Origin of the sequence: Streptomyces sp. sk2.1, assembly GCF_008120935.1 — a bacterium.
Classification (GTDB): domain Bacteria; phylum Actinomycetota; class Actinomycetes; order Streptomycetales; family Streptomycetaceae; genus Streptomyces.
Map to the genome: position 1 here is coordinate 1 of NZ_RDBO01000118.1, position 17,086 is coordinate 17,086.

11 protein-coding genes are annotated in these 17,086 nt (G+C 73.1%); 5 read left to right on the forward strand and 6 right to left on the reverse strand.

From position 1 onward, the window contains the following. The coding region (locus EAO76_RS40940; protein ID WP_262376177.1) for an NB-ARC domain-containing protein at positions 1-1,395 on the forward strand (1,395 nt) is incomplete at its 5' end. 39 nt (positions 1,396-1,434) lie between these two features. Here EAO76_RS40940 and EAO76_RS40945 read toward each other — a convergent pair. From EAO76_RS40945 to EAO76_RS40970, 6 genes are read right to left on the reverse strand one after another with little or no spacing between them, the layout of a single operon-like run. Then, the gene (locus tag EAO76_RS40945; RefSeq protein ID WP_148841320.1) at positions 1,435-2,964 is read right to left on the reverse strand and encodes an amino acid adenylation domain-containing protein; all 1,530 of its coding nucleotides are present in this window, start codon (positions 2,962-2,964) and stop codon (positions 1,435-1,437) included. A gap of 21 nt (positions 2,965-2,985) precedes the next feature. Then, positions 2,986-3,867 (reverse strand): 3-hydroxybutyryl-CoA dehydrogenase, encoded by an 882-nt coding sequence (locus EAO76_RS40950; RefSeq protein WP_148841321.1) that lies wholly within the window; start codon positions 3,865-3,867, stop codon positions 2,986-2,988. After that, positions 3,864-5,210, reverse strand: a complete 1,347-nt coding sequence (gene ccrA, locus EAO76_RS40955) for a crotonyl-CoA carboxylase/reductase (protein ID WP_148841322.1) — start codon at positions 5,208-5,210, stop codon at positions 3,864-3,866. Before ccrA ends, EAO76_RS40950 begins: the two co-directional genes overlap by 4 nt. 2 nt (positions 5,211-5,212) lie before the next feature. Next, a complete protein-coding gene (locus EAO76_RS40960; protein ID WP_148841323.1) occupies positions 5,213-7,114 on the reverse strand; it encodes a non-ribosomal peptide synthetase in 1,902 nt (633 codons plus the stop codon). Continuing rightward, on the reverse strand, positions 7,111-8,391 hold the full coding sequence (locus tag EAO76_RS40965; protein WP_262376178.1) for a cytochrome P450: 1,281 nt from the start codon (positions 8,389-8,391) through the stop codon (positions 7,111-7,113). The genes EAO76_RS40960 and EAO76_RS40965 overlap by 4 nt, the downstream gene beginning before the upstream one ends. A gap of 20 nt (positions 8,392-8,411) precedes the next feature. Next, positions 8,412-9,119 (reverse strand): thioesterase II family protein, encoded by a 708-nt coding sequence (locus EAO76_RS40970; protein ID WP_262376179.1) that lies wholly within the window; start codon positions 9,117-9,119, stop codon positions 8,412-8,414. Positions 9,120-9,394: 275 nt separating this feature from the next. On the opposite strand from EAO76_RS40970, the gene EAO76_RS40975 reads away from it, so the two are divergent. The 4 genes from EAO76_RS40975 to EAO76_RS40990 form a co-directional block, all read left to right on the forward strand. Then, a complete protein-coding gene (locus EAO76_RS40975; protein WP_187439006.1) occupies positions 9,395-10,006 on the forward strand; it encodes a response regulator transcription factor in 612 nt (203 codons plus the stop codon). A 43-nt stretch (positions 10,007-10,049) separates the two neighbouring features. After that, entirely contained in the window at positions 10,050-10,262 is a 213-nt protein-coding gene (locus EAO76_RS40980) for an MbtH family NRPS accessory protein (protein ID WP_148841326.1), read from the forward strand. Next, the gene (locus EAO76_RS40985; protein WP_187439007.1) at positions 10,259-10,666 is read left to right on the forward strand and encodes a phosphopantetheine-binding protein; all 408 of its coding nucleotides are present in this window, start codon (positions 10,259-10,261) and stop codon (positions 10,664-10,666) included. Before EAO76_RS40980 ends, EAO76_RS40985 begins: the two co-directional genes overlap by 4 nt. A gap of 4 nt (positions 10,667-10,670) precedes the next feature. Then, a partial coding sequence (locus EAO76_RS40990) for a non-ribosomal peptide synthetase (RefSeq protein ID WP_148841328.1) occupies positions 10,671-17,086 on the forward strand: 6,416 nt, incomplete at its 3' end.

The following is a 17,086-nucleotide window of genomic DNA, read 5'->3' on the forward strand; positions in this document are numbered from 1 at the left end:
GTCCTCACCGCCGCCGATGCCGCGGCGCCGTGCCCTGCGGAGTCGGCGTCCGTGCCGCGCCTGCTCCCGGCGCCCGTCCCGGGCTTCTCCCGCCAGGACCGGGTCACGGCCCTCGTGTCCGAGCTCACCGCGTCCGCCGGCGCGGGAACGCCCGCCGCGCCGCGGACGGTCATCGTTTCCGGGCGGGGAGGTGTCGGGAAAACGGCCTTCGCCCTTCAGACCGCCCACGCGCTGATCCCCGCCCACCCGGACGGCCAGCTGTTCGCCGAGCTCTCCGACGCCGAAGGCCGGCCGGTGGAACCGGCTGAGATCCTGAGGCGCTTCCTGCGCGCGCTCGGCGCGGACCCGGCATCCGTACCCGAGGACCTGCTGGAGCGCGCCGAGCTGTACCGGTCCCTGCTCGCCGACCGGCGCGTCCTCGTCGTCCTCGACGGGGTCGTCGACGAGGAGCAGGTCAGCCGGCTGCTGCCGGCGCCCGCCGGCTGCACGGCGCTCCTCACGAGCCGCGACCCGCTTCCCGGGGTGCTCGGCACCCACGGCGTTTGCCTCGACCCGATGCCGAACGACGAGGCCGCCGCCATGCTCGGCTCCATGATCGGTGCCGGGCGCGTCCACGACGAGCCGGTGTCGGCCGCGGAACTCGTCCGCCTCTGCGGCGGGTTGCCGCTGGCGCTCCGCATCGCCGGGGCGCGGCTGCGGGCCCGTCCCCATTGGTCGCTCGGCCAGCTGGTGGAGCGTCTCGCCGACGAGAGCCGGTGTCTCGACGAGCTGGAGCACGCCCGGGAGAGCGTGCGGGACCGCATCGGCGTCAGCTACGCCGCTCTCGCCCCCGAGCTCCAGCGGCTGTTCGGTCGGCTCGCGCTGCTGCGGCTCGACGACTTCCCGGCCTGGCTGGCGGCGCCGCTCGCCGACACGGACCTGACCACGGGCACCGAGATGCTCGACGTGCTGGTCCAGGCGCAGCTGGTGGACACCCGGCGCACCGCGCAGGGCTCCCGCTACCACCTGCACAAGCTGTTCCGGCTCTTCGCGCGGGAGCGGCTCACCGAGGCCGAGACGGCCGAGCGGCGGGCGGACATCCTTCAGCGCGTCGTGTCGACGCTCATCTCGCTCGCCCGGACGGCACACCACCGTCCGGCCGCCGGCCGGGTCCATGCGATGCCGGAAGGCGTGGGACGGGAGCGGCTGCCCGCACGGTACGTCGAGCGGCTCCTCGCCCAGCCGGGCACGTGGCTCGGCCAGGGGCGGTCGATCCTGCTGTCGGCGGCCGAACAGGCCCTGGTGGTGGGAGCGAGCGAGGAGTTCTGGGACCTGACGAAGGAGGGGTTCCGGCTTTTCGAGGCGGTGCGGCCGGTGGCCTCGCCCGTGCCGGTCGGCCTGCACATGACGGCCTGAGCGGCTCGGGCGATGTCCGGATCCTCCTCGTTGCGGTCCTCAACCGGTGACCTGGACCAGGGCCTTGCGGTCGAGTTTCCCGTTGTGGGTCACGGGAAGCCGGTCCAGTGGCTCGAACAGCTGCGGGACCCAGCCGGGAGGCAGCAGTTCCTTGAGGTATGCGGCCAGGTCCTGGCCCCGCGGAGGGCGAAGGGCGTCCACCGCGACCACATGGGCCACGAGACGGTCGCTCCGCAGCACCACCGCCGACTGCACCACCTCGGAGTGGCCGTTCAGGGCGGCCTCTATTTCGGCCGGTTCGATGCGCTGGCCGCGGAACTTGATCTGCTCGTCGATGCGGCCGAGGTAGAGCAGCTCGCCGTCCCGGCCGACGCGGGCCAGGTCGCCCGTGCGGTACATCCGCGCGCCGGGGATCAGCGGGTGCGGCGGGAACCGCTCGGCGGTGAGCTCGGGCCGGTTGAGGTAGCCGTCCGCCAACTGCGTTCCGGCGACGCAGAGTTCCCCCGCCTCGCCGTGGGCCACCGGGGTGTCGTCCGCGCCGAGGAGGAGAATCTCGGTGCCGGGCAGCGGGTGGCCGACGGGGATGACGCCCTCGTCGACATGGCGGTCCGTCACCTCGGCCACCACGACGCCGACGGTGCTCTCGGTCGGTCCGTACTCGTTGACGATCTGGTCGCAGAGCGGCAGCCACGGCAGTGCCTGGTCGGGGCGGAACGCCTCGCCGCCGACGACCAGCGAGGCGATGGTGTTCCCGGTCCACTCGGGCCCGAGCCATTCGGCGAGGGATTCCAGATGGGTTGGAGTGATCTTCAGGATACCGATCTCGCGCTGTTCCTCCAGGAGGAGGCCGAGGCCCTCCAGACCGCTCAGCGGGTCGGAGCCGGGGACGACGAGGATCTCGCCGCCGTGGGCGAGCGGGACCCACAGTGCCGTCGCGGTGGCGTCGAAGATGAGCGGTGAGTGCCAGGGAGCGGGCCCCGAGGCCCCCTTGTAGAGCTCGCCCGCGCAGCGCACGTACTGGGCGAAGGCGTCGTGGCCGACGACGACTCCCTTGGGGGTGCCGGTGGAGCCGGAGGTGTACAGGATGTAGGCCGGCGCGGAGCCCTCGACGGGGAGGGCCTCGGCGGCGACGTCCTCGACAGGCCCGGACGAGGGGTTCGGGGCGACGTCCTCGACGCGCAGGACGACCGGGCCCGTCCCGGCCGGGCCGGGCAGCGCGGCGCGCAGTCGGCCGGCGTCGGCGTCCCCGGCGCAGACGACGGCCCGCGCCCCGCAGTCGGCGACAACGAAGGACCACCGGTGGGACGGGTGGGACGGGTCGAGCGGGACGAAGACCGCCCCCGCCCGCCAGATGCCCAGGATGGCCTGGAGGGTCACCGCCGACCGGGGCAGGCACACGGCGACCGTGTCGCCCGCTGCCACCCCCTGCGCGCGCAGGACGCGCTCCCAATGGCCGGCCCCGGCGAGGAGCTCGCGGTACGTGAGGTGGCCCGCCGGGTCCCGCACGGCACGGCGGTCGGGGAAGTCCGCCGCCACCCGGGCGATCAGCTCGGGTACTGACGTGTTCATGTAGTCATCTCTCCCTTCGCGCTAGCGGTACGTGTAGAAGCCGCGGCCGGACTTCTTGCCGAGCAACCCGCACTCGACCATCCGCAGCAGCAGCGGCGGCGGGGCGTGCAGCGGTTCCTTGGTCTCCTCGTACATCGCCCGCGCGATGGAGACGGTGGTGTCGAGCCCGATGAGGTCGGCGAGCCGGAGCGGGCCCATCGGGTGGGAGCAGCCGAGCTCCATCGCCCGGTCGAGGACCTCCGGTTCGGCGAAGCCCGTGTCGACCATGCGGATCGCGGAGAGCAAGTACGGAAAGAGCAGCGCGTTCACCACGAAGCCGGCGCGGTCGGGCGAGCGCAACGTCGTGCGGCCGAGGTCGTTCTCGACGAAGGACTCGGCGCGGGCCCGGGTGGCGGGGTCGGTGAGGACCGACTCGACCAGTTCGACGAGGGGCAGAACGGGCGCGGGGTTGAAGAAGTGGATGCCGATCACCCGGCCGGGCCGGGCGGTGGCGCGGGCGAGGCGGGAGACGGACAGGGAGGAGGTGTTGGTGGCGAGGACGGCGTCCTCGGCGGTGAGGACCTTGTCCACCATGCCGAGCACGGACAGCTTGGCGGGCTCGTCCTCGGGGATCGCCTCGACGACCAACTGGCGGTCGGCGAGGTCGCCGAGGTCGAGGGTGAAGGCGACGCGGGCCAGCGCGGCCTCGCGGTCGGCCTCGCCGATACGGCCCCGGGACAGCGCCCGGTCGAGGGAGGCGGTGATCCTGCGGCGACCGGCCGGGACCGCTTCTTCCGAGCGGACCGCCACCAGGACGTCCTGGCCGGCCTTGGCGCAGAGTTCCGCAATGCCGGCGCCCATGGTGCCGCAGCCGACGATGCCGACCCGGTCGACCGGGGGCACGGTGAGCGTGCTCGCCGTCATGCCATGACCTCCAGGGAGCGCAGCGGGTTGAGACGGTCGGCGCCGATCCGCTCCCGCCGCGCGGGGTCGGTGACGCCGAGGCCGGTGTGGGGCGCGAGGGCGAGCACGCCGACCTTGCCGGTGTGCCGGTTGGTCTGGACGCGCCGGGCCGCCTCGGCGACGTTCTCCAGCGAGTGGACTTCGGAGAGGACCGGTACGAGCTTGCCCAGCTCGAAGAGCCGGTTGCACTCCGCCTGTTCCTGGAGGTTGGCGGCGTGGCTGCCGATGATCCGCTTGAGGTTCATCCACAGGTAGCGGTTGTCGAACCGGTGCTGATAGCCGGTGCTGGAACCACAGGTGACGACGGCGCCGCCGCGCCGGACGACGAAGACGGAGACTCCGAACGTGGCCTGGCCGATGAAGTCGAAGACCACGTGGGGGTCCTCGCCGCCGGTCTCCTTGCGGATCGCCCGGCCGAGCCGCTTGCCGAGTTCGATCGTGCGCTCCGGAGTGAGCGGGCCGTCCTCGCCCATGCCGATCTCGTTGCGGTTGATCACGATGTCGCAGCCGAGGCGCCGGACGATGTCGGCCTTCTCCTCGGAGCCGACCACACCGATCGGGATACCGCCCGCGTTCTTGACGAGCTGGACGGCGAAGGCGCCGAGCCCGCCGGCGGCGCCCCAGATGAGCACGATGTCGCCGAGCTTGATGCGGGCGGCACGGTCGCTGATCAGCATGCGGTAGGAGGTGGCCGCCGTCAGCATGGTGCCGGCGGACTCCTCCCAGGTCAGGTGGGTCGGCTTGCGCAGCAGCTGGCTGGCCCGGACCACGGTGTAGTGGGCGAGGCCGCCGAAGTTGGTCTCGTACCCCCAGATCCGCTGCTCGCTGCCGAGCATGCCGTCCGCGTGGGTGGCCGGCTCCTGGTCGTCGACCTGGACGCAGCTGACGACCACCTGGTCGCCGGCCTTCCATCGCCGGACGCCGGAGCCGGTCCGCACGACCACTCCGGAGGCGTCCGAACCTATGACGTGGTGCGGCTGGGCGTGGCGGCCGTCCCAGCCACCGCGCCTGCCGAGCCGTTCGAGGAAGGCGAAGGTCGGTACGGGTTCGAAGGTGGCCGACCACACGGTGTTGTAGTTGATGGAGCTGGCCATCACGGCGACGACGACCTCGTCGGGCGCGATCTCCGGCATCGGGACCCGGCCGACGTGTATCGACTCGCGCACGTCCTTGTCCGCGCGGCCCCGGAACATCTCCGTGTCCTGGATCCGGGTGTGGGCGGCCAGGTAGTCCTGCGGCAGCGGCTGCCGCTCCAGCTCTTCGGGAGAGGCTCCGGCAAGCAGGGCCTCGGTCATGGCGTCCATGGTCACTCGTCACTCGTCCCTCGGTCGGATGCCGTGGCCAGGGCCGCGGCGGCGCGGCGCACGGTGGGGTTCTTGTAGTGCATGACCAACGTGAGCGGCAGGCCCGCGTCCTGGGCGTCGGCGACGATGCCGATCGCCAGGATCGAGGTGCCGCCGAGCGCGGAGAAGTCGTCGTCGGGGCCGATGGCCTCGGACTCGAAGTTCTTCCGCCAGATCGCGGTGAGCAGCTCCTCGGCCGCGGTCAGCGGCTCGGACGGCGTTCCGCCGCCGGTGCTCCCGGCCGCAGGCCCGGTGTCCGTCCACTCCGCGAGGAGCTTGCGGTCGACCTTGCCGGTGTGCGTGAGTGGCAGCTGCTGGTGGACAACGTACCGACCGGGGCACATGTAGGCGGGCAGGGCGGCGGCGGCATGTGCGGCGAGCCGGGCGGTGACGTCGTCGGCGGCGCCGGGTGCGACGGCGATGTGCGCGACGAGCTGCTCGCGCGGGGAGCCGGCGTCGGCGAGGAGAACGCAGGCGTCCCGTACGTCGGGGTGGAGGCGCAGCGTGTGCTCCAGCTCGCTCAGCTCGATGCGGTGGCCGCGGACCTTCACCTGCCGGTCGAGCCGACCGATGACGGCGACGACGCCCCGCTCGTCCAGCACGCCCTCGTCGCCGGTCGCGTACATCCGGGCGCCGGGCTCCGTGCCGAACGGGTCGGGGAGGAAGCGTTCGGCGGTGAGGCCCGGGCGGTCCAGATAGCCGCGGGTCACCGGCTTCCCGCCGATGTACACCTCGCCGTGCTCGCCGAGGCCCACCGGCCGCAGCTCCTCGTCGAGCAGATAGAGGCCGGCGCCGGCGATGGGCGGCCCGACGGGGACACGGGTGGTTTCGGCGGGGACCTCGGCCATCGACTGGGCGCTGACGAAAGTGGCGCACTCGGTGGGGCCGTACACGTTCATGAGGGTCGCGGGGACGCCGCGGCCGACCGCGCGGTCCACGTACACCCGGGACTTGGCCGCCGAGAGGATGTCGCCGCCGACCATGATCTGCCGGATGCCGTCGAGAGCCTCCGGCCGCTTCTCGATGATGGAGTGGAAGAGCGGGGGTGTCAGGCCGAGCGTGGTGATCCGCTTCTCGGCGAGGACGGACGGCAGTTCGTCCACTGCGGAGTACGAAGGGGCGGCGATGACCAGCCGGGAGCCGTGCGCGAGGGCGCCCCAGATCTCCACCGCACTCGGGTCGAAGGCGAGCGGCGACAGCTGGAGGAAGGTCTCGTCGGCGCCGAAGCGCACGTACCGCTGGGCCTCGCCGACCAGGTTCGCGACGTTGGCATGGGTGACGCCCACACCCTTGGGCAGGCCGGTGGTGCCCGAGGTGTAGATGACGTACGCGAGGTTCGCCGGACGCACGACGGCGGGCGCGATGGCGGAGGCCGGCCGGGGGGAGGTTTCCGGGCGACCGACGGGGACGGCAACGGCGAGGTCCGCGAGACCGGCCGGGAGGCCGGCGTCGCCGGTGACGACCACCCGCGCGCCGGAGTCCCGGACCATGAACCGCAGCCGGTCCTCGGGGTATTCGGGCGGGAGCGCCAGGTACGCGGCGCCGCAGCGCAGCACGGCGAGCATGGTGACGACGGCCTCGGCCGAGCGGTCCAGGTGGATGCCCACGACCTGCTCGGGTCCGACACCCTCGGCCCGCAGCCGGTCGGCGAGGGCGTCCGCCCAGTCCAGCGCCTGCCGATACGAGAGGCGGTGGCGGGAGTCCTCGATGGCGATGCCGCCGGGCGAGGAGGCGGCGAACGCGGCGAAGCGCTCGTGCACGAACCAGGCGCGTACCACCGGCGTCGGGGGCGTCTCCGGCAGGCCGGTGGACGACGGGTCGGTGCGCTCCGGAGCGGTGAGCATCGCGCTGCCCTGGGCCTTCATCGGTGTTTTCCCTTCACGGTGTCGCGCCGTGGCGCGAGGCGCACGGGCAGGCTGTGGAATCCGCGCGCGAAGTTGGAGTAGATGCGCTGCGGGGCGCCGGTCACGGACATCTCGTCGACGTACTCCACCAGCGCTTCGAGGAGGGCCGTCAGCTCGATCCGGGCCAGGACGGCACCCAGGCAGAAGTGTGGTCCGTGCGCGAACGAGAGATGGCGGTTCGGCGTCCGGCCGAGGTCGAAGCGGTCGGGGTCCTCGAACTGCTCGGGGTCGAAGTTGGCCGCGTTGTTCCAGATGGTGACGGTGTCGCCGGCCGCGATCGGGCGCCCTTCGAGGACGGTGTCCTCGGTGGCGGTACGGCCGCTGTGCATTGCCGGAGTGGTCCAGCGCAGGATCTCCTCCGCGGCACCGGCCACGGACACCTCGCCGCGCCGCAGCCGCTCCCACTCCCCGGGCATCGCCGAGAATGCCTCGACGGCGCCGATCATGGAGAGCCGGGTGGTCTCGTCGCCGCCGATGAGCAGGCTGTAACAGTTGAACAGCAGCTCATCCAGGCGTAGCCGGAGGTCGTCCTTCATCAGTTCGGACATGCGGCTGAGGATGCCCTCGCCGGGCAGGTCGCCCCGGGATCGCAGGAGTTGCGCGAAGTAGAGCAGGATCTCGTTGCGTGACAGCCGGGAGTCCTCGTCGAGGATGTCCGGCGAGTCGGTGGCGAGCGAGTTGCTGGCGTGCCGGTACAGCAAGTCCCGGTCCTGCTCCGGGACTTCGAGCAGGTCACAGATGGCCAGGAGCGGGATGCGGGCTGCGACGTCCTCGGCGAAGTCGCACGTGCCGCGTTCGGCCGCCTCGCGCACCAGGCGGCGGATGACCGCGGTGACGCGCTCGGTGGTGCCTGCGAGGGACGCCTTGGTGAAGGAGCGCAGCAGCTTGCGGCGTACCGCCTTGTGCCGCTCGCCGTCGGAGACGGCCAGCATCTTGCCGTTGGCCGAGTCGCCGCCGCTGAGGAGCGTGGCGAGGACGTTGCCGTGGACCGAGGTGAACCGCGTGCTGTCGCGGTAGACCTCCGTTGCGGCTCGGTGGCTGCTGACCACCCAGAATCCCGGGGGTGTTCCGTCGTACGGATGCCAGGCCACGGGCTCGTGGCGGCGCAGGGCCCGCCACATGCCGTCCAGGTCCCGTTCGTTGTGGGTGACCGGATCGGTCAGGTCCACGTCCACGCCCGGGCGGGGCACGGAGTCCGGGGACGGAGGGTTCCGGCGGGGCAGGGAGTCGACTCTCACGGTTCTCCTCCGCTGTCGTGTCAGCCGGCGTGGTGCGGCTGCGACAGCTCGTCGCTGATGAGCCGGAGCAGCGGCTCCGGTGACTCGGTCATGTACATGTGGCCGCCGGGAAGTTCCGCCGAACGCGGCGGGTGCGTGGTGACCGCGCTCCACAGAGCGGCCTCCTCCGCACTCACCAGGGAGTCGTCGACGCCTCTGACCGTGAGCACCGGGGCCGGCAGCGGCAGATCCGGGCTCGGCCGGTAGCTCTCGTGGAGCTCGGCGTCGGCGCGCAGCACCGGGAGGATCAGCTTCCGGAAGTCGGGGTCGTCCAGGGCGGGCGGCCGGTAACCGGCGAAGCGTTCGACGCTGTCGAGGAACTCCGCGTCCGAGAACTCGGAGATCCGCTCGGAGCGGATGCTCAGGGGACTGTGCGAACCGCTCGCGACCAGCAGGGAGACCTGCATGCCCGGCTCCCGGCCCAGCCGGTGGGCCAGCGCATGGGCGAGGGCCGCTCCCATGCTGTGACCGAACAGGGCGGTCTCGGTCCGGCCGGCGAGCCGGTCCATGACGCCGGGGAGCATGGCCTCCACGGCCTTCTCCGCGTCACGGTGGGGCTCCTCGTCGATGAGGTCCTCCCGGCCGGGCAACTGGACCGCGATGACGTCCAGCGCGCCCTCGGACCGTTCCGTCCAGGTCCGGAATGCCGACGCGCCGGCGCCTGCGAAGGGCAGGCAGATGAGAGGCATGGGCCGCATGCTGGCTCCGTTTCCTTACAAGGGGGCGAAGAGCGAGCCGAACGTTTCCAGAACCGCCCTATCGCGCCGCTACCGAGGGCGGGGAGAGCCGGCGATAGCGCCGCGAAGGCGGGCCGATGTGCGGCCCCTTCCAGAATCCGGTTGTCAGCCCGAACCAGGAGGCCCGGACGGCGGCCCACCCGTCGCCGTCCGGTCGATTCCCGAGAGAGCTCATGATGATGACCACCGAGGCGCGTAACGGATTTCCCCGAGCCGGCGGAACCGGCATGGCAGTCGTCGACCCCGACCCCATCCCCCGGGGACGGCTGGCCGAGGCCGGCCGGGCCGCCGGGTTCACCGTGGTCTGCCCGCCGGACCCGGCGGACTGGGCGGCGCGCACGGCCGGTCCGGTGGTGCTCACCGTCCTGGACCGGGACGGGCTGGCCGTCCTGGAACGTGTCCGGGCTGCGGCCCCCCGTGCGACCGTCGTGGTGCTCAGCGAGCCCGCGCGGTTCGACGCCGCGGTACCGGCGCTCCGGCGCGGTGCCGGCGCCGTCATCGACCGGGGCACCGACCCCGGGGACGTCGTCCTCGCGGTGCGGCTCGCCGCCCGTGGCCACGCCGTGGTGCCCGCGGGCGCGCTCGCCGCGCTCACGGCCCCGGAGACCACCCGGACTGCCGGGGCCGCCCCGATGATCGACCTGGACGAGGCGGAACGACGACTGCTCCAGGAGCTGGCCACCGGAGCCACCGTCCAGCGCATCGCGCGCCACCGCTACCAGGCTCCGCGCACCGTCGAACGCCATCTGAGCCGGCTGTACACGCGCATGGGCGCCGGTGACCGGGTGCAGGCCGTCGCGAAGGCGACCCAGTTGGGCCTGATCGACATCCCCTGCTGACCCCTGAGACCCACCCCCTCCCGGACGAACAGGAGCAACATCCGTGAACGACGCACACGCCTATTCCGCCGTCATCAACGACGAGGAGCAGTACTCGATCTGGCCGGCCCACCTCGACCTCCCGGAGGGCTGGCGGAAGGCCGGAACCGAGGGGACGAAGGCCGAGTGCCTGGCCTTCGTCGAGGAGGTGTGGACGGACATGCGGCCGGCCACCCTGCGCGCCTCGATGGACCGGACCGCCGAAGGAACCCGGTGAGCGCCGCGCTGTCCGGGGCGACCGGCTCCGTCGAGGGCCCGGCCGACACCGGCAGCCCGGTGGCGTACGACCCGCCGCTGACCCCGGTCGAGCACACCCTTGCCACCGCCTTCACCGAGGTCCTCGGTATCGAGCGGGTCGGCCGCCAGGACAACTTCCTGGATCTGGGCGGTGATTCGGTCGCCGCCATGAGCGTTCGCGCCCGTGCCCGCCGTGCCGGACTCGACGTGAGCGCCCACCGGATCATGCGCAGCGAGACGCTCGCGGACCTCGCCGGTTCGACGCGCTCCATCGCCGAGGCGACGCGTGCCGTGTCCGAGGCGGCGCGGAGCACCGCGGTCGCCCCGCAGGACCAGCGGTGGGACCAGAAGACGATCGATCAGCTTCGCAACGGGATCAGGTGAACTCGTGTCCTCGCGCCCTCGCCCCGACATCACCGGCGTCCATCCGCTGTCGCCCGCCCAGGCGGGCATGCTCTTCCACCGGCTGCTGGACGGCCACGACAACGTCTACCTCACCCAGGAGCGCTACCGGCTGACGGGCCCGCTCGACGTGGCCCTCTTCCGTGCCGCGTGGCAGCGGGTGGCCGACCGCCATGACGCCCTGCGCACCGCCCTGGTGTGGAAGGACCTCGACCAGCCCCTCCAGGCCGTACGGGCCGGGATGACCGTGCCCTGGGAGGAGATCGACCTTCGCGACCTGCCCGCCGAGCAGCAGCGGGAGCGTACCGCCGCGCTCATGGAGAACCAGCGCGGCGCGGGTCTCGACCCCGCCACCGAGCCGCCGATCGCCCTCACCGTGGTCCGGCTCGGCGACGAGTCCCACGACCTGCTGTGGACCAGCCAGCACCTCGTGCTCGACGGCTGGAGCGTCGCCCTCGTGCTGCGGGAGGTCCTGGCCTGCTACCGGGAGTCCGTCGACGGCACGCCCGCCGTGCTGTCCGAGCCGGTGCCTCACGCGCGGTACCTGGAGTGGCTGGCGAGCCAGGACCCCGCCGGGCCCGAACAGTACTGGCGGGACCGGCTGGCCGGCTTCGCGTCGCCGGTCGCCCTCTCCCTGCCGAACCCGCCGCTCACCTCCCCGGACGGTGCCCCGGTTCGGGTGCCGTTCTCCCTCACCCGCGAGGAGTCGGACCGGCTCCGCGCCTTCGCCCGCACCCACCGGGTCACCCTCTCCACGCTTCTGGAGGGCGCCTGGGCGCTGACGCTGTCGACGTTCAGCGGCGAGCACGACGTCGTCTTCGGTGCCGTGCGCAACGGTCGTCTGATCGACCTGGCGGACGCCGGCGAGATCGTCGGCATGCTGGTGAACACCGTGCCGGTGCGCGTCGGGGTCGATCCCTCGACACCCGTCGGCGCATGGCTGACGGGCCTGCACCGCGAGCTCGACGGGCAGCGCGACCACGAGCACACGTCCCTCACCGACATCCAGGGCTGGAGCGACGTCCCCCGCCCGCAGTCACTGTTCGACTCGATCGTCACCGTCCAGTCGCTGCCCTCCCTGGATGCCGAGGACCTTCCCCCGGGTCTCACCGTCGAACTGCTGCAGACCTGGGCGGACTCGGGGTACGAGACGGCGCTCGTTGTCCATCCTGCGGCCGAGGTCGCCGGCGAACTGGTCTGCCGCGCGGACACTGTCGACCCCGGCACGGGCCTCGCGCTGGTCTCGGTCTTCGCCCGGCTGCTCGACGAGATCGGCCGCGCGCCACAGACCCCGATCGGTGCGCTGGGCCTGGTGGCCGGCACGGACCTGCCGCTGCTCGACACCGCTTTCCGGGCACCCGCGCCGGAGGGGGCGGTCCGCCCGGTGCTCGACCTGATCGCCGACCGGATCCGCGAGACCCCGGAGGCGCCCGCCGTCATCTGGGGCGAGGAAGGACGGCTCGGCTACGCGGAGCTCGACCGCCTCGCCGACGCGTGGGCGGACGAACTGGCCGCCCGGGGCGCCGGCCCGGAGCGTCCCGTCGGCATCTGCTTCCCGCGCTCGCCGGAGCTGGTCGTGGCCATGCTCGCGGTGCTGCGCGCGGGCGCGGCGTACGTGCCGATCGACCCCGACCATCCGCGGCAACGGCGCGTCGACATGATCGCCGACACCGGGACCGGGCTGCTGCTCACCACCCCCGTGTACGCGCCACGTTTCACCGAGCATGAGGACCTCGACGTGGTCCCGCTCACCCTCGACGCGCCGGTCGGGCAGGACGGGCCGCGCCCGCGCCGGACCGTGGACCCGCGTTCCCTCGCTTACGTCTGCTACACCTCCGGCTCCACCGGCACACCGAAGGGGGTGAGCGTCCCGCACGAGGCCCTCGACTGGTTCGTGGGCACCACCGGGTACGTGGGGGTGCGGCCCGGCGAGGTGGTGGGCATGGCGTCCAGCCCCTCGTTCGACGCGCTCGCCTTCGAGGTGTGGACCGCCCTGGCGCACGGTGCCTCGCTCCGTGTCGTCCCGCACGAGGTGCTCCTCGACCCGGAGACGCTCCGCGCCCGTCTGGCCGAGTGGGGCGTCGACATCATGTACCTCACGGCCGCGCTCGTGGAGGAACTCTCCCGGCACGCCCCCGACTTCGCGTCCGGTCTGCGGGTCCTGCTCTTCGGCGGCCAGGCCGCCGACCCGGCCGCCATCGCCCGGGTGAGCGCCGCGTCCGCGCCGGAGGCACTGCTCCAGGTGTACGGCCCGACCGAGACCACCATCTGGTCGTCCGTGCAGAGCGCGGCGGGCGGCCCGCACGAGTTCGTGCCGCTGGGCCTGCCGATCACCCGCACCACCGAGTACCTCCTCGACGCCGATCTGCGCCCGGTGCCGCCCGGCATGCCCGGCGAACTGTACATCGGTGGCGAGGGCGTGGTCCGCGGCTACCTGGGCCGACCCGCGCTCACCGCCGAGAGGTTCCTGCCCGACCCGTTCCGTCCCGGCCGGATGTACCGCACCGGTGACCGGGCCCGCCTCCTGCACGACGGACGCCTGGAGTTCCTGGGCCGGGTCGACGAACAGGTCAAGATCCGCGGTTTCCGGGTGGAGCCGGGCGAGATCGCGGCCGTGCTGCGCGAGCACCCGGCCGTGGACGCCGCCGTCGTCGGTGTACGGAAGGACCCGCAGCGCGGGGCCGTTCTCGTCGCGCACGTCGTCACCCGAGTGTCCCCGGACGAGCTGCGCGAGTTCGCGGCGGCCCGACTGCCCGCGTACATGGTCCCGACGCACTGCGTGCGCCTCGACAGGCTGCCGCTCTCGGTGACCGGCAAGGTCGACAAGGCGCGGCTGCCCGGACCGGAGGAGGCGGGCGGCGACGCCCCGTCCGCCGGTGCCGACGGCACGCCGGCGTCCCCGTTCGAGGAGGCGATGGCCGCTGTGTGGGCGCGCGTCCTCGGCGTTCCCGAGGTGGGCGTGACGCAGAGCTTCTTCGAGCTGGGCGGCCACAGCCTGCTCGCCGTCCGGTTGGTCGCGGCGCTCGCCGCCGACCTGGATGTGGAGACGACCGTGCGCCGGCTGTTCGACGCGCCGACGGTACGGGAGCTGGCCGCGACGATCGCCGAGGACGGTGGCACGGCCCCGGCGAGGGAGGAGATCCCGCGGACGCGGCCCGGTGCCCCGGTCCCGCTGTCCAGCGGACAGAGCCGGCTGTGGACGCTCCAGCGGATGGACCCGAACAGCGGGCGGTACAACGCGCCCGTCGCCCTGCGGCTGCGCGGGGTGCTCAACCTCGACGCCCTGCGTTCGGCCGTCACCGATGTCGTACGCCGTTATGACGCCCTGCGCACCCGGATCGGGCCGACCGCCGACGGACTGGTCCAGACGGCCGCCGCGGACGCGGAGGTCGTCGTCCGGCTCCACGACCTGACCGCTCTGCCCGATGGGGAACGCGAGGGCCGAGCCGGGGAGTTGCTGAGCGTCGAGTCGGAGCGGGTCTTCGACCTGGCGGCCGACACCCTGCTGCGGTGCTCAGTGGTCCGCCTCGGAACCGAGGACCACCTGCTGCTGCTCACCTTCCACCACATCGCGTGGGACGGCGTCTCCGAAGCCGTCATCGCCGCCGGTCTGGCCGAGCGGTACGGGAAGGCGCTGGCCCACACGGCCGACCTGACCGAGCCGCCGCGCCGCACCCTGGCCGACTACGCCGCCTGGGAGCACGCGGAGCGCGCTGCGGGCCGCCACGCGCCCGAGCTCGACCACTGGCGCGAGCGGCTGCGCGATCTGCCCGTGCTCGATCTGCCCGTGGACCGGCGCAGGACGCTGAACCGTTCCTCCGCCGCGCACGCCCACGCGTTCGCGTTCACGCCGGGGCAGACGGAGGTGCTGACCGCGCTCGGCCGGAAGCACGGGGCGACCCCGTTCATGACCTTCCTGGCGGCCTTCGGCGTCCTGATGGAGCGGCACACGGGCCGGACCGACCTGCCCGTCGGCTCCCCCGTGGACCTGCGCGACCACCCGGACCTGGACGGACTCGTCGGCTTCCTCGTCAACACGGTCGTGCTACGTCTCGACCTGTCCGGCGGGCCGTCGTTCCCGGAGCTCCTCGGGCGGGTGCGCTCCACCGTCCTCGACGCCCACGCCCACCGGCGAGCCCCCTTCGACCTGGTCGTCGAGGAGCTCAACCCGACGCGGGAGAGCGGCCGTTCCCCACTGTTCGACGTCTTCTTCCAGTACTCGCCGGCACCCGCCGACGACTGGGCGCTGCCCGGTCTCGCCGTGGAGCGGGCCCGGATCGCGCCGACGACCTGTGACTTCGACATCGAAGTCGAACTCATCGGCCGCCCGGACGGCGGCACCGACGCCCAACTCCTCTGCAGCGCCGACCTCTTTGACGAGCGGACCGTCCGCTCGCTCGCCGAGCGCTTCGTGCTCCTCGCCGAGCGGATCTGCGCCGACCCGGCCCGGCCCGTCGGCCGCCTGGACGTCCTGCGCGCGGAGGACCGGAGCGACCTGGCCGAGCTGGCCGCCGGCCGCCCCGAGGCGGTCGCGGCGGCAGACACCGCCACCGGTCTCGCGCTCCGCCTCGACGAGGCCGTCGCGCGGCATGCCGGAGAGGCCGCCGACCGGCCCGCCGTGACGCACGGGGCGACCCGGCTTACCTACGGGGAGCTCCGGCAGAGCTCCGAGCGGCTCGCTGCCCGGCTGCGGGAGCGAGGCATCGGCAGGGGCGACGTCGTCGGCCTGTGGGCCGAGCGACACCCGGAGACCGTCGTCGCGATCCTCGCGATCCTCCGGGCGGGCGCGGCCTATCTGCCGCTGGAGCCCTCCGACCCCGCCGACCGCATCGCCTTCCTGCTGCACGACCGGCAGTGCGCCGCCGTCCTCACCACACAGGGCATCGGCCGTGTCCCGGAGAACTTCCGGCACCTGGCCCTCACCCTGGACGACGGTCCCGCACCGGAGCCCGTGCCGGCGGCGGTGGAGCCACTCGGAGAGCGGTCGGAGCACGACCTCGCCTACGTCATCTACACCTCGGGGTCGACCGGCCGGCCGAAGGCCGTCGGCGTGGAACACCACAGCGTGTCCCACTACGCCGCCGTCACCGCCCGGGAATACGGCCTCACCGGCGACGACAGGGTGCTGCAGTGCTCGTCGTTCAGCTTCGACGCCTTCGTCTCCGAACTGTGGACGACGCTCGTCGCGGGCGCCACGCTGGTGCTGCCCGCGGACCGGATGCTGTCCCCGGACGGCTTCCTCGGGGACCTGGCGGCCACCGGCACCACGGTCGTCGACATGCCGACCGCGTTCTGGCACCAGCTGTGCGCCTGGCTCGCCGACGTCCCCGGCGCGAAGGTCCCCGGCAGTCTGCGGCTCGTCGTCATCGGCGGCGAGCAGGCGAACGCCGGACACCTCGCCCAGTGGCACGCGGCCGTCGGCGACCGGGTGCGGCTCATCAACTCGTACGGGCCGACCGAGGCGACCTGTGTCGTCACCCACGCCGACCTCACCGACGCGACCGCCTGGCACCCGGACACACGGGAGGTGCCCATCGGCCGCCCGCTGCCCGGCACTCGCGCCTATCTGCTCGACGAGGACCTCCGTCCGGTACCGCCGGGCGCGACCGGAGCCCTGTACGTCGCGGGCCCCCAGCTCGCCCGCGGCTACCTCGGGGCGCCGGCCCTGACCGCGCAGGTGTTCCTGCCGGACCCGTGGGGGCCGGCAGGCTCCCGGATGTACCGCACGGGTGATATCGCCCGCCTCGGCCCCGACGGCCGCATCCAGGTCCTCGGCCGTGCCGACGGCCAGGTGAAGGTGCGCGGCTTCCGCGTCGAGCTCGGCGAGGTCGAGCGGGCGCTCGCCGCCTTCCCCGGGCTGCGCTCGGCCGCCGCTGCCGTCCGCACCCACCCGGAGTCGGGGAACCTCCTCGTCGGCTACGTGGTCCCCGTCGAGGGGCGGGGACCCGACCTTGCCCGGGTCCGAGCCTTCCTGCGCGAGCGGCTGCCCCGGCACTGCGTGCCGGACGCCCTGGTCGTCCTGGACGCGCTGCCGCTGACGAACAGCCGCAAGGTGGACCGCAAAGCGCTCCCCGACCCGGCCGATGCCGTCCGCCCCGAGGACCCACAGCCCGAACTGACCGACGCCGAACGGCTGCTCGCCGACATCTGGCTCGGGGTGCTGCCCCGCTCCACCGTCGCGCCGGGCGACCGCTTCTTCGACATCGGCGGGCACTCGCTCGCGCTGGCCCGGGTCGGCGCGCGGCTCCGCGGTGAGCTGGGCATCGACGTGCCGCTGACGGTCCTCTACGAGCGGCCGACGCTCGCCGAGCAGGCCCTGGCCGTGGAGGCGGCAGTCCAGGCGGAGATCGACGCCATGTCCGAGTCCGAGGTCCGGACGGCGCTCGGCGGGGAGCCGGCATG